Raw genomic sequence first — 13,552 nt, 5'->3', positions numbered from 1 at the left:
ATCCTAGCAACCCGGGTAACCCTGGCGCACCTGGAGGAACTGGTAACCCAGGCGGCACGAACAATCCACCTGTGGTTCTTGACCCGATCCTTCCTGTTCCCCCGATCGTGGAAGTGAAAGCAGCCCCCGAGGTGAAAGTGGATGAAAACGGCATCGCCGCCTGCCCGAACTGGATTTTGTTCCATTCGTTCCGCACGGGAAATCTGGATGTTTTCCGTCTGGATGGCATTGAAGGACCCGATGGTCTGGAAGCGATCAATTTGAGCAACGGAGGCACGATGGACTCGCGCCCGAGCCGTTCGCCCAACGATGAATGGGTGGTATTCCAGAGCGACCGTGATGGGAATGTCGAACTATACCTGGTGGACAGCAATGGACAATCTGCCAGTCGACTGACGAATACGAATTCCGATAACATCAACGCGATGTTCGGACCGAACAGCCAAACCGTGGTGTATCAAAGCAATCGCACCGGGAATTGGGATATATTCCTTTTGAACAAGGATACCGGCGAGGAAGTGCAGTTGACGGATGATACCGGCAATGATGTCAATCCATTCTACTCTCCGGACGAGAATTGGATCACTTTCCAGTCGAACCGCACCGGGTCGTGGAATGTCTACATCTACGATATTTCGACCGGGCAGGAGTACCAGGTGACCTCGTTCTCTACGGACGTTCTTTTCCCGAGTTGGTCGCCAAATGGAAAACAACTGGCGTTCTTCATCAATGTCAGCGGCACATGGGACCTGTACGTCTCGGACATAAAAGGCGAAAACTTCAAACAGATCTCGATAGGCGGGGATGCCGGGAATGCCACCTGGTCTCCTGAAGGCAACCGCATCGCTTATCAGGTGACGGTTGGAGATAATACGGACATCTTTACCTTCGACCTGACGACGAATAAGGAATATCAGTTGACAACCTTCGGCGGTGTGGACTCTGCCCCAACATGGAACTGCGGCGGAACGGATGTATCGTTCACATCGAACCGGGAAGGCGACCCGAACATCTACTCGACATGGTGGCAGGGCGGAGGTGACATCTACGGCATCACCCTGCATCCCTCGACCGACAAGTGGTCGCAGTGGTCGCCCTCCAAGGAACCCGGCTCGCGCGGCTACTAATACGAAGACTGCGCATCAAGCGCTGAAATGAATACAAATGAACGCGGCTGCAAATCCTTGCAGCCGCGTTTCCGTCCTTGCAGGGCATATGCAGATAAGGTAAGATTTCCGCATGACTCTGGCAATTTCGATCGTCATCGCTCTGATCGGGCCGGTCGTTTTTCTTTACCTTCTTCGCGGATTCGATCTGCATAAAACCGCAAAATTCAGCAGGAACATCGTCACGTTGATATGCGGTATTGTCGCCTACCTGTTTGCATTTTGGATCAATCGATCAATCATTGATGCGGGTCTTGCGACACGCACCCAGATCATCCGGGTGGTGGCTCCGGTCGCGGAGGAAATTCTCAAGTCGGCGATCCTGATATATCTGGTCACGCGGGCGAATTTCAATTATGTCGTCGATGGCGCATTGTATGGATTTGGAGCCGGAGTCGGGTTCGCCCTGATTGAGAATGTGGAGTACGTGACCGGACGACCCGAACTTGCCCTTACGATCGCCGTGGCGCGCGTATTTTCCACCAACCTGGTACATGCCACCGGCAGCGGCGTGATCGGCACTGCGCTGGCGTACTCGCGCGGTCAGCGAGGTAAAGCCAGGGGCGCGGCCGTGATCCTGGGCGGATATGCGCTGGCGATCTTATTCCATGCCTTGTTCAATACGATGGTCAATGCCGGGACGTTCCTGGCATTTGCCATTGGCTACGGCGTTGTCGGCATGGCCTTGATCTGGTACATCATCAAGCGGGGCATGGACGTGCAAAAGGTATGGGTGGCGGAAAAACTCGGCATGGGGGACCGCGTCACACAGGAAGAGACGCGCGTGGTCAGCAATATTGAGATGGTCAACGAAGTTCTGAAACCCATCGAAGCGCGTTTCGGAGCGGAAAAGACGTCATTGGTTCGTAATTTGATCTATAAACAAGCCGAGATCGGCATCAAACGCAAATTGATCGAAACGGCGCAGAGCGAGGCCCGCAGGCAGGAGATCGAAGCGATCATCCAGGAGCTTGTGAAGGACATCAACGACATAAGAAAGCAGATCGGCGCATATTGCATGATGATGGTGCGGGAGGTGTACCTGGGCCAGGACTTGCAGATCTGGAATTTGCTCAATGCCCGTATCGCCGCGGCGGGCCCGGGTCAAAAGGGAGGCGGGTTGTGGGACCGCGTATCGGAGCGGATGCGCGATTCATCCACTACCCAGGAGGAGTCAAAATCGTGATCGATGCGGTTTTGGAAAAGATCCGCGAGGCGGATTTTTTCAAGGAACTTTCGGACGACGCGCTTGCGGCAGTGGCTGCAAAAGCCACCCTGCGCAAATACGCTACTGGTGATGCCCTGATGCGCAAGGGCGATCCGGCTGATTCGTTCCATCTCATTCTGGAGGGTCATCTAAAGATCGTCACCACCGACGCGCGCGGAGACGAGATCATTATCAACAGGGTGGGTCCGGGCGAGACCATCGGCGAGCTTGCGCTGGTGGATGAACGTCCGCGGTCGGCGGGCGCGATTGCGCTCGATAAAGTGGAGGCGCTCGAACTGACCAAGGAAGCATTTTTCGACCTGCTCGATCACCGCCTGGATGTGTCCTTGGGAATCCTGCGCGGATTTTCCAACCGACTGCGCTTTTCGACGACTTACATCGAAAAAGTGATCGATTGGTCGCAAAAAACGGCGGAGGGCGATTATTCGTTTTTGGAGCATACCCAACCGATCACCAACCGCCCCGGAACGGACGATGACAAGGCGGCGCAATTGCTTTCGGCATTCTATTCCATGGTGAGAAGGGTGAAGGCGCGTGAAGAAGGTTTGAAGCAGCAGGTGGAACAATTGACGTTCGAGATCGACCAGGAACGCCGCAAGAAGGAGTTCGAAGAGATCACCGGCACCGAGTTCTATGCCAGGCTGAAGGAACAGGCGCAGACCATCCGCAAGAAGCGGCAGGGTTTGTAAATCGAAGATTCATGGAGGCATGATGAGCGAAGGCAAGATCGTATCCATTCACTCGTTCCGCGGTGGGACGGGTAAATCGAACACCACCGCCAACCTCGCGGCGCAAATCGCCATGATGGGCAGGCGAGTGGGCGTGGTGGACACGGATATCCAATCTCCCGGCATCCATGTCCTGTTCGGGTTGGATGACCAAAAGATGGGAAAGACCCTGAACGATTTTCTGCACGGCGCCGCAACCATCCGTGAGGTTGGTTATTCTGTGGGGGAACATCCCGGCGAGGGCCAGGGGCGCGCCCAATTGAAAGGCAAACAGATTTTCCTGTTCCCGTCCAGCATCAAGGGAGGCGAGATCAGCAAGATCCTCAAAGAAGGAATCGACTTCAACGTATTGAACGAAGGCTTGCAGACCGCCATCAGCGAATTCGACCTCGATTATCTATTCATCGATACGCATCCGGGCCTGAATGAAGAAACACTGCTCTCCATCGCCACATCGGATGTGCTCATCGTCATCCTGCGGCCCGATAACCAGGACTTGCAGGGAACCGCGGTGACGGTGGACATTGCGCGGAGTTTGGATGTGCCAAACCTATTATTGCTGGTGAACAAAGCCCTGCCCAAACACGATGCGTCTGCGATCAAAGCCGAGATCGAATCTCAGTTCGATGCGCCTGTCACCAGCGTCATGCCGCTCTCGTTCGACATGGCTGAAAATGCCAGCCGGGATCTGTTCTCCTTGAGTTATCCCGGCCACGAATGGTCGCAGGCGCTGAAAAACGTCGTGCCTTACATTTTGAATGCGAAATAACGGGAGAGGTTTCCCATGAAATGCTGGCATTGTGAAGAAGAACCACGCGCCTCCTGCGCCTTTTGTGGACGTTTCGTCTGCAAGGAACATGCCGCCACCATGTCCACCTTCATCACCATGTTCGTCGGCGCGAACAACACCCCCAAGGGGCTGGCGGTCGCCAACGTGATCTGGTGCGGCGAATGCGAGCCGCAGCCCGAACCGATCAGCATGCCTGAACTTTATTGAGGGAGGTTCCCATGCCCGGACTGTTCGACAGGCTCGACAAGGAAATCAAAGACAGGCAGAAAGAAGGCGGTATTTCGCCGCTCGATCTCGCCGCCCTGCCGCCCGCCCTGCGCAAGATCATGCGCGTGATGCTGCGCGAATTGAGCGCGAGTTACCCGCGCCTGTGCGAGGTCATGGATGCCATGCCGGATAAGGACCGCCTCTCCCGTATCGAGTTGGATTCCGCCCTCTCAGACCTGACCGAACAATTCTGGCTGATTCGCGTCGGCGAGAAGGAAAAAGCGATCTACAAGGTCAACCTGCGGCGCAAGGAGGGCAGTAAATTGGCGGCTGGAATATGGTCCGCGTTGGATAATAAGTTGAAAGGCAAATCGCCGGGCTCTGATTAATTGGTCGTATCCCCGCTTCAAAATAAAAAACTCACCCGCGAAAAAGAAATTTCGGGGTGAGCATTTTATTAATTCTCTTCCTTCGATTTTCTCCCCGTCAATTCATACAAACTCAAGGGCTTGCTCTTACCTTTGAGGGATATCTCTCCCAGGGGAGTACAGTCATATTTTTCCTCGATGGCGTTCTTGACCGCCTCCGAGACGACGATTTGATTCTTTTGTGCGCGATTCATCAGGCGCGCCGCCGTGTTGACCGTATCGCCAAGCACATTGAACTCACGCCTCCCGCGCGGATCGCCGATCTCCGCAACGAAGGCGGGACCCATGTTGATGCCGATCTGACAATACACATCCGGCTTGATGCCGCCGATGGTGGGGGCTTTTGCATTGATGGCTTCCACGATCTCGAGGATGGCAATCGCAGCCGAAGCGGCACGCATTTCGTTATTCGTATGCGCGTTCGGGACGCCGAAGTAGATCACAATGTCCGAGCCGGAGAGGTGATAGGTCACCTTCTTCAATACGCCGCCACGGGCGTCGACCGAGGCATTGATCAATGAAAATGCCTTCGAGAAACTCATCGCCAGTTTGCGCTCCTCGCCGGGAAGCGCGCGGTCTGCTGATTCAGGCAGGCCGATGAAGTTAACGAACATGATGGTGGGAGTGGGGAAGTCCGGGCGGATCTTGCGGTCCGCCGCGCTTTCCACAAGCATCGATAGGACAGGATCGGGGATGTAACTGGCGAGCGGTTCGATGGAATTGAGCAGTTCGACGATATTGTTCAGGACTTCCTTTTTGTCCTTCCTGTCGAAAAGAACACTACTGGCGCTGCGCCGCCCCACCGGTGTGATTTCGTAATCCCCGAGCGAATCTGCGGTGAGGTCATCCACGACCAGGTGATAATCCGGGTTGCCCTCTTCGAAGCGAAAATCGTCCTTTGCAAGCTGATAGGCCGTGCTCGAAACGTTCACGCGCTCGTTGCGGCCGTTGCTTTCGGTCAATTTCGCTTTCTGCACATCCTTGCCGAGCAGGACATGCTCCATGCGGCGCGGCGTTCCGATCTCTGCCGTGAGGAACCTGCCGCTGTGAATCCCGATGCGCATTTGCAGGTTGACGACCCCCGACGGGGTTTGGATTTCCGCGAAATCCTTCATCGCGCGCTGCATCCGCAGACCGGCGCGGATGGCGCGCTGGGCATCGTCGGCTTTTTCCTTTTTTTTCGCGAAGACCACCAGCATTGCGTCGCCGGTGAACTCGACCAGTTCGCCCCCCGATTTGCTGATAACGGAGATCATGGTCGAAAAATATTTCGTCAGCTCTCTCAGCAGATTTTCCGCGCCTTCGCGACCTTTCGAGGCGTTGGCTTCCATCAGTTTCGTGAAACCCGCCAGGTCTGTGAACATCATCGTGCCGTACTGCCATTCGGTCCTGACATCTCCCGGCTTCAACTGGGCAATGTCGATCTGCCTCGAAGTGTAATCATGGAGGATGCGTTGCAGGGTCCGCAGGTGGTTATGCACCTGGATCATGATCTCCACAGAAGGGTTTCCCCACATTTCCGCATACATCTCCGAGGGAATCAAATAGCGTAATCGGCTTTCAATAATGGCAAGCGGGGATTCTGGAAGCATGGGCAAAATTATACTTGAAACGACTATAATCACTACGCAGTGTCTCGAATGGATGCATTCGAGCGCCGCCGATGAACTGCCCCAATGCCCATCCCTGCTGGGTGACTGTAATGGATTTTAGTCCATGGTGAGAGGGCAGTAATTATTATACGTTCGAGGAGAAAAAAATGATTCAAAAACGACCACTTATCCCTTTCCTGCTTCTTATAACAGGTATGTTACTGGCGGCATGTGGAAGTGATCAGGATTCCGGCGCATCCGGGACTCCAGCCCCCGAAGCGGCTCCAACTTCTGAAGAAGCGCCTCCCGGCGTGGACCTGAATCTTGACCCGGCAAACCTGGAGAACGAGAACTCCCGGACAGTCTCGTTGTACCTTTACGAGACACTGGTCCGCGAACAAGACGGAGTTATCGTTGGTGCCCTGGCTGAATCGTTCACGGTTTCAGAAGACGGGCTGGATTATATATTCAACCTGCGTGGAGATGTTGTCTTTCATGACGGGTCATCCTTGAATGCAGACGTGGTTATGTTGAACTTCAACCGCTGGTTTGACAAGGAAGACCCAAATCGCGGAAGCGGCGAATATGCTGCATGGCTCGCGAATTTCGAAGGCTTCAAAGGCGATACCAAAGACGATGGCAAGCCCAAATCGCCGGTGGATGGTATGGAAAAAGTCGATGAAAGTAGTGTCATTATTCACCTGAATACCCCGGACCCCGATTTCCTCAGGAAAATGACCGATATCGCATTCGCGATCGGAAGCCCAGCCTCCTTTGCTGGACGAGATGGGGGCAGCGGTCCCTACCGTGCAGAATCCAACGACGGAACGACGCTGGTCCTTGCGCCATTTGATGAGTATTGGGATTCCGCTGCCATCCCGGGCGAAAAGATGGAAATCCCCGCTCCCTGAGCGAACAAAAAATTCACGATAGATCAAAAACAGCCCCGGCATTTACGCCGCGGGCTGTTTTTTCAAGATATTTCTTTCCGCAACTTACCTGGCAATCCAGACTGGTTTTCCATCGACCCCGGGAAGGGAAGTGACCTGCATGAACTCGTTCGTACGAACGAGGACTTGAAAGAGTTCCATGTTCCCATTGGCGAATGCTTGAAAAGCCAGCCTCAAACCATCCGGCGACCATGCCGGGATGCCATGCGGCTCGATTCCCGCCTGCGAAATTACGATGTCCTGACCATCCCTGATATTGAAGATATGAATGCTTGCGCCTTCGGTGGAGGCGATCCAATTTCCATCCGGCGACCAGGTCGGCGTGTCGAAATCAGAGGGGTATTCGTTCAAACAGCGTTTGTTCAGCCCGTCCCTCCCGATCAGGCAGATGTTCGAGAGTTCGCCGGAAAATTCTAAATACGCAATTGCGCTTCCGTCCGGCGACCATGCCGGGTTGTTATCGGGACCAGGATTCGTCGTCAGCGTGGAAGGCGACCCATTTGGACTGAGCAGGAACAGGTCCGAGTTGCCGAAGCGGGAACTGGAGAAAAGGATCTCATTCGTTGTCGGCGACCAGAGAGGGTTGCTATCACCGACCGAGTCATTCGTCAGGCGGGTCGGGTTGGAGCCGTCGGCATTGACGGTGTAAATTTCGAGATTCCCATCGCGGAAGGATTCAAAAACGATCCGCCCCCCATCCGGAGACCAGGAGGGGGAAGAGTCTCTTCCCTGCGCGTCGGTGATACGGCTGATGGCATTCGATGCGATATCGACCACGTAGATGTCGGTGTTGTTGCCGATTGTTGCAGCGAAAGCGACCCGGGTCCCGTCGGGGGAAAGTTGGGGAGTGCCGCTTTCATCCACAGATGCGCCGGCTGTGAGGCGGGTGGTTTCGCCGCCATCGGGTGTGACCATGTACAGGTCATTCTGTCCGTCGCGGTCGGATGTGAAAATGATGTGACCGGATGCTGCGGGGATGGGAGTTGCAGTTGCGGGGGGAATTTCCGGGGGGGTATCGGTCGGAATCGTTGATTGCGCTTCCTCGGTACCAAGACCGGCAGCGCCTCCAAGATCAATTTCCGCCGTATCACCGCAAGCGCCCGGGATGATAGCAAAAAGAGCAAGAGTTGCGCCGAACAAAATATTCTTTTGTTTAATTGTGAGAGGGTTCATGAATTTCCCTGCCCTTGAAGGGCAATGACGAGGCTTTTTCGATTTCTCTTGATGTTTCAATACCTTAGTGGTCGGTCATCCCCCAAAAGGGTCATCGAATTAAAACCCGGAAAATAACAATTGTGCAAACCGGGAAATCAGCCCGGATGCCCAAGCGATCATTTTTTGGTTTTCGTTCGCATTTCTTCCGCACGGGATTTGAGGTCGCGGAAAAAGTTCGTGTCTGTGATCTCCTCCACTTGTTTGTCTCTCCGCGACTTATCGATCTCGATCTTCAATTGGGCGATCTCGCGCCGCAGGGCAGCCTCGCGGATGTAGCCGTCCAACGCGGCGGTGGCGAGCAGGACCAGCGCTTCCAGTACATCATCGTCTTTGAACGGTACGATCTCCCCCGTTTTGGGGTCCTTTGCGTTTATCAATTGCAGAACCCCGATCACCAAACCTTCCTTATTGGTGAGCGGTATGGTGAGGAAGGACTTGGAGCGGTATTTGGTCTTTTCATCGAAAGCCTTCGTGCCGGAGAAATCGAATCCCTCGGCCTCGTAGGCGTCGGCAATATTGATGCGTTGGTGCGTGAGCGCGGCGTAGGAAACCACGTTCGCGCGGTTCTCCGAGCCGTCTTCGTTGTGCAGGCGAACCGGGTAGAAGGAGATCGGCGTGCCGCTTGTGCCGCCCATTGTCATGTCCAAGGAGGTGTTGCGCAGGATCACAAAACGCAGCTTATCCTCCTCGACGAGATAGAGCGAACCGGCATCTGCGTTCGTAAAAGACTGCGCCTCCACTACCAGCGACTCGAGCAGGCGGTTGAAATCCTTCTCCGCCGAGAGCGAAACGCCGATCGGAATCACCTTGCTCAATAACATCAATTGCGTATTTCTCTGGTGGATGGTGTTTGCCACAGTATCCAATAACTGGGCGAGCTGACCCAGCTCCCCGGACTCTTTCAGGAAATCGCGCAGAAGCGACGAATCGTAGTCTCCGCGTTCGATGGCGCGCACCGCATGCATGATGCGCTTTAACGGCGAGGAAGAGCTGATGATCGTTGCCTGGGATTGAGACATATCCGGTCAGTATACCGCAAGAATCCCGGCGGTCGGATTGGGATATACTACCTTGCATGCTGCAACGAATCGGAGTCTTCGGCGGAACTTTCGACCCGCCGCACATCGGCCACCTCATCCTCGCAGGGGAGGCCGTCCATCAATTCAAGCTCGACCGCCTGCTTTGGGTGCTCACCCCCGAACCTCCGCATAAGCTGGACGCTCCCATCACGCCTTTGGATCATCGCCTGTCCATGCTTCGCGAGATGATCGCGCATAATCCCATCTTCGAACTTTCCACCCTCGAGATCGACCGTCCCGGACCTCACTACACCGTGGATACGATCCGCCTGCTTGCGGGTCAGGCGCCGGATGCGGAGATCGTTCTGTTGATCGGCGGCGATTCGCTTGCGGACCTTCCAACCTGGCGCTTCGCCGCGGACCTCGTGTCTGCGGTTTCCAAACTCGGCGTGATGCGCCGCCCGGGCGGTTCCATCGACCCCGCTGTGCTCGAAGCGAAACTTCCCGGCATCACCGATAAACTTTATTTTATCGATGCGCTGCTCCAACCTGTTTCATCCAGAGAACTTCGCAGGCGGGTTTCAGTCGGAGAGATGTACCGCTATTACGTCACTCCCGATGTGTACGACTACATCGAAGCGAATGGGTTATATCGATAATTCAAAATCTAAAATCGAGAACGGTATATCGTAAATCGAATGTCCCTCTTCTTTGATTCCATTTTCTCCTACGTCGCCCTCTCCCACTTCATGGTGGATGTCTTCAACGCGAGCCGCCCCGTGCTGCTTACCTATCTCGGTCTGAGCGAATCGCGGATTGCCCTGTTCTCCACGATCTACATTTGGGCGTCGGCATTGACCCAGCCCCTTTTCGGTTGGGCTTCAGACCGTATCGGTCCGCGCTGGCTGGCGGCGGGCGGCGTGCTGTGGATGACGGTCTTCTTTTCGCTGACGTTGGCATTACCCGGCGATCTCGGGCTCGGTTGTCTCATCATCGCTGCATTTGGTTCGTCGGCATTCCATCCGGTTGGGGCCGTCCAAGCCGCCCTGCGCGGACGCGAGCTCATGAAAGGGCGCGAGACCACTTCCACATCGCTTTTCTTCACTGCCGGGCAGATGGGTCATTTTATCGGTCCCATCTTGGCGGGCTTGATTCTCGCGTATTTGAAGATTCCCGGCATGTACATCCTGCCGCTGGTCTCCATTCCCATCGGGTTGGCATTGATGAGCCAGCTAAAGCATAATCACCCGCACCCGCAAACGGCGAAGGCGGAGTCGGCGAATCGCGCCAGGGCGGGGCTTGCCTTTATCCTTGTTTTGGCGACGGTTGCCGCCCTGCAATCGTGGGCGCAGGCAAACATGGTGAATCTGCTTCCCAAGTACATCAAAGACCTGGGGCAGGGAGCCACTGTGTACGGGAGCATGGCCGGATTGTTCATGGGCGGCTCTGCGCTGGGAAATGTGGTGGGTGGTCACTTTGCAGACCGTTACCCCAAGCGCATTGTGACTTCGATTGTTTTTCTCCTTGCGGCGGTTCCCATTTTCATCACCAGCCGGATCGGTTGGTCGCTCTGGTTGTATGCGCTCATCCCTCTGGCAGGCGCATTTACGGGAGCGGTGTTGAGCATTTTGGTGGTGCTTGCCCAGCGCATCATCCCCGGCGGGATGGCTCTGGCTTCAGGTTTGATTCTCGGCTTTATCTTTTCATCCGGCGCATTGGGATTGTTATACACGGGTCATCTTGCCGAGTTACATGGCTTCCCTTATGTGTTGACGTTGACCACGTGGATGGTGCTTGTCGCTTCACCGCTGGCGTTGTTCTTGAAGGAGTGATTTACGCGCGCTGTTGGCGCAAGAGAGCGCCAAGTGGGCGGGATGAAAAATCCGCCCCGGTGTGGACCGAGGCGGATGGTTGGGATCAAGCACAAGTCAAATTATGAAGCGGGGGGAATTTCATCCGGGACGACGGGCGGGATGTATCCGGGCGGATTACGAGTCCCGAACCAGGTCATGGCTGTGGCGCCGATGCCCATCAAAGCAACCAGCGTGGAGGGAATCCAACCGATGCAGGGGATGAGTTCGATGAATCCGATCACGAGCATGAGCAGGAAGACGCCGAAGCCTGTGGAAAGAACAGGCGCCCAAACCTGATTGACGGCTTTTGCAAAACGTTCACCCACCTCCTGGCCGATGGCGATTACGCCGAATAACCATGCCAGCGGGACGAGGACGACCACGACCGCCGCCACGGGAATCAGGATGATCGTCAAAGCCATAACGATCAGAATAATCGGCAGGACGACAAAGATGATCAAGCCATATCCGCCGGATATCAACGGCTGACGGACGATCGTATTGGCTGTGCGGTCCAACTGCGGTTGCAGGAAGAGGGAAAGCAGCATGCCAACCGCCGCAACGACAACAGCCTGGGCAAGTTTGCTGAAGATATTCCAGAACGGGTTGACGTTTACACGTACATCCGGCGGGTTCGGAATGCCGGGCACCTCGGGCGGATTCGGGACATCGGGGACTTCAGGCACATCGATGCTGGGAGGCGCGTTATGTACAATATCTCCTCCGACTTCCGCGCCCGGTTCTTGAGTGACCTGCCCGCCGAACGTCGCAATATCTCCGGTGACGATCGAATCGGATTCCAACAACGCCTGCCCGCCGAAGATGACGATATCTCCTTTAACTTCGCCGGAGACGATCAAGTTTCCGCCGAAGACGGCCAGATCGCCGTCGATGACGACACCTTCGGCGATTTCGAAGTTTCCGCCGAAGATCGCGGCGGAACCGTTCACCTCGGCATCCTTTTCGATACTGATATTGCCTCCGAAAACGGCAATGCTGCCGTTGAGGGTTTCGCCTTCACCAAGGGTGTAGTTCTGACCGAAACGGACGACATCTCCGTTATGGACGGGGTCCTGCGCCAGCACCGAACTTGCGGGTAGGATCAGCAATGCCAGCAGGAGCAGGCTGATTGTGGGTTTTAATTTCATGCAGTAACTCCTTGAGGGTTGCGCGCAAAGCGCCAAATGGATACGACCCAGAGCAAGCCCATGCCCAATAATGCCGAGAGGACCACCATCCAGGCGTAGGGCGGTAGGAACGCGGGAAGCATCCGTGCGAGGACGCTCAGGAACTCGCCAAAAGCTTGCAGGGACGAGAAAAGAAATAGAAAATAACTTGCGGCTGTGATCAACCATTCGATGGGGTTGGAGGCGAAGGTAAGGGCATACGGCGCGATGGACCAGGCGAACAATCCCGCGCCGCTGAAGAGGAGGGCGAGCAATCCCCAAAGCCTGCGGCGCCGTTCGGTCACCTTTTGCGCGGCGAGCCTGTTCTGGAAGCGCATGGCAAACCCTGGCGCGGGCGAAACCACGCGCGCAGAGCGCAATGCCAGACCCGTTTCGGCAAGAGCCGCGCAGGATTTGCATTCTCTCAGGTGCGCGTTGAGATCGCGTTTTTCCGCAGAGTTGAGGACTTTATCTTCCAAAAGCCAGGCTTCAAAAGGCTGGTGATTCATTATGTCTCCTTTCCATTTCGGCAAGCAGGTCGTCTTCCTGTTCGACCCATACGCCTGCCAATTCCTTGCGTGCGCGGTGCAGGCGACTTTTCACCGCGCTCACCGTCAAATTCAATGATTCAGCAATTTCCTTTTCTGAATAATCATACCAATAGCGCATGATGATCGCCGCGCGGTCGGTCGTATCCAGCTCCTGCAGCATCGCGTGGACGCGTTCATTCGTCTGCCCGGTGATGGCTTCATGTTCCGGGTTGGGCGCGTCCATGTCGGGGAGCTCGAATGAGTTCCCCTCTTCGTCCTCTGCATCCATCGAAAACATCGAGAACTTGCGGCGGCGAAGGCGGTCGATGCAGTAGTGTGCCGCGATCGACAAAAGCCACGTCGCAAAGGGGCGTTTACGGTCATACCGGTGCAGGTGCTGGTAGGCGCGTAAAAACGTCTCCTGCGCGGCGTCTTCCGCGAGTTCGGGTTCGCCCAACATGCGATAACACAGGTTAAAAACGGGGGTCTGGTAGGTTTCGACCAATCGGGTGAAGGACTCGTCATCACCTTGCTGCGCCTGGGCTACCCAGGTCTGTTCTTCGTTCACGTTTCTCCTCGGGAAGGCTTTCCACCTTCTCTTACGCATTCACTGGAGGAAAAGTTTCGCAAATTTGACTAAACAATTTCAGTGCGGAATGCTGACACCAACTCTTGGACAC

The 13,552-nt window shown here is 55.4% G+C and carries 15 protein-coding genes; 9 read left to right on the top strand and 6 right to left on the bottom strand.

From position 1 onward, the window contains the following. The first annotated feature begins 71 nt into the window (after positions 1-71). The 6 genes from HS100_03090 (at position 72) to HS100_03065 (ending at position 4,508) form a co-directional block, all read left to right on the top strand. On the top strand, positions 72-1,127 hold the full coding sequence (locus HS100_03090; GenBank protein MBE7432876.1) for a PD40 domain-containing protein: 1,056 nt from the start codon (positions 72-74) through the stop codon (positions 1,125-1,127). Positions 1,128-1,239: 112 nt separating this feature from the next. Then, a complete protein-coding gene (locus tag HS100_03085; protein MBE7432875.1) occupies positions 1,240-2,352 on the top strand; it encodes a PrsW family intramembrane metalloprotease in 1,113 nt (370 codons plus the stop codon). Next, positions 2,349-3,083, top strand: a complete 735-nt coding sequence (locus HS100_03080; GenBank protein MBE7432874.1) for a cyclic nucleotide-binding domain-containing protein — start codon at positions 2,349-2,351, stop codon at positions 3,081-3,083. Before HS100_03085 ends, HS100_03080 begins: the two co-directional genes overlap by 4 nt. Before the next feature lie 22 nt (positions 3,084-3,105). Beyond that, positions 3,106-3,891: a MinD/ParA family protein gene (locus tag HS100_03075; GenBank protein MBE7432873.1), complete on the top strand. Its 786-nt coding sequence runs from the start codon at positions 3,106-3,108 to the stop codon at positions 3,889-3,891. A gap of 15 nt (positions 3,892-3,906) precedes the next feature. After that, positions 3,907-4,119 (top strand): hypothetical protein, encoded by a 213-nt coding sequence (locus HS100_03070; protein MBE7432872.1) that lies wholly within the window; start codon positions 3,907-3,909, stop codon positions 4,117-4,119. An 11-nt stretch (positions 4,120-4,130) separates the two neighbouring features. Then, on the top strand, positions 4,131-4,508 hold the full coding sequence (locus tag HS100_03065; protein MBE7432871.1) for a hypothetical protein: 378 nt from the start codon (positions 4,131-4,133) through the stop codon (positions 4,506-4,508). Between the two features lie 68 nt (positions 4,509-4,576). Here the strand turns inward: HS100_03065 and HS100_03060 are convergent, their stop codons facing one another. Further along, the gene (locus tag HS100_03060) at positions 4,577-6,139 is read right to left on the bottom strand and encodes an adenylate/guanylate cyclase domain-containing protein (protein MBE7432870.1); all 1,563 of its coding nucleotides are present in this window, start codon (positions 6,137-6,139) and stop codon (positions 4,577-4,579) included. Between the two features lie 167 nt (positions 6,140-6,306). Here HS100_03060 and HS100_03055 point away from each other — a divergent pair, with 167 nt between their 5' ends. Beyond that, the gene (locus HS100_03055; protein MBE7432869.1) at positions 6,307-7,050 is read left to right on the top strand and encodes a hypothetical protein; all 744 of its coding nucleotides are present in this window, start codon (positions 6,307-6,309) and stop codon (positions 7,048-7,050) included. Between the two features lie 84 nt (positions 7,051-7,134). Here the strand turns inward: HS100_03055 and HS100_03050 are convergent, their stop codons facing one another. Continuing rightward, entirely contained in the window at positions 7,135-8,262 is a 1,128-nt protein-coding gene (locus HS100_03050; GenBank protein MBE7432868.1) for a PD40 domain-containing protein, read from the bottom strand. A 158-nt stretch (positions 8,263-8,420) separates the two neighbouring features. After that, positions 8,421-9,323, bottom strand: a complete 903-nt coding sequence (locus tag HS100_03045) for a GAF domain-containing protein (protein ID MBE7432867.1) — start codon at positions 9,321-9,323, stop codon at positions 8,421-8,423. Between the two features lie 56 nt (positions 9,324-9,379). On the opposite strand from HS100_03045, the gene nadD reads away from it, so the two are divergent. Continuing rightward, positions 9,380-9,982, top strand: coding sequence for a nicotinate (nicotinamide) nucleotide adenylyltransferase (gene nadD, locus HS100_03040; GenBank protein ID MBE7432866.1), 603 nt, complete (start codon positions 9,380-9,382; stop codon positions 9,980-9,982). 39 nt (positions 9,983-10,021) lie between these two features. Next, positions 10,022-11,155 carry an MFS transporter gene (locus HS100_03035; protein MBE7432865.1) on the top strand — a complete coding sequence of 378 codons (1,134 nt, stop codon included), beginning with the start codon at positions 10,022-10,024 and terminating at the stop codon, positions 11,153-11,155. Between the two features lie 101 nt (positions 11,156-11,256). Here the strand turns inward: HS100_03035 and HS100_03030 are convergent, their stop codons facing one another. The 3 genes from HS100_03030 to HS100_03020 are packed head-to-tail and all read right to left on the bottom strand — an operon-like array spanning position 11,257 to position 13,440. Further along, a complete protein-coding gene (locus HS100_03030) occupies positions 11,257-12,324 on the bottom strand; it encodes a polymer-forming cytoskeletal protein (protein MBE7432864.1) in 1,068 nt (355 codons plus the stop codon). After that, complete coding sequence (locus tag HS100_03025) at positions 12,321-12,851, bottom strand: hypothetical protein (protein MBE7432863.1); 531 nt, start codon at positions 12,849-12,851, stop codon at positions 12,321-12,323. The genes HS100_03030 and HS100_03025 overlap by 4 nt, the downstream gene beginning before the upstream one ends. Beyond that, the gene (locus tag HS100_03020) at positions 12,832-13,440 is read right to left on the bottom strand and encodes a sigma-70 family RNA polymerase sigma factor (GenBank protein MBE7432862.1); all 609 of its coding nucleotides are present in this window, start codon (positions 13,438-13,440) and stop codon (positions 12,832-12,834) included. The genes HS100_03025 and HS100_03020 overlap by 20 nt, the downstream gene beginning before the upstream one ends. Positions 13,441-13,552 lie beyond the last annotated feature (112 nt).

Source organism: Anaerolineales bacterium (assembly GCA_015075725.1).
Lineage (GTDB): Bacteria > Chloroflexota > Anaerolineae > Anaerolineales > Villigracilaceae > Villigracilis.
The sequence above is the reverse complement of the archived record's forward strand: the minus strand, read 5'-3'. Positions and strand labels throughout refer to the sequence as shown.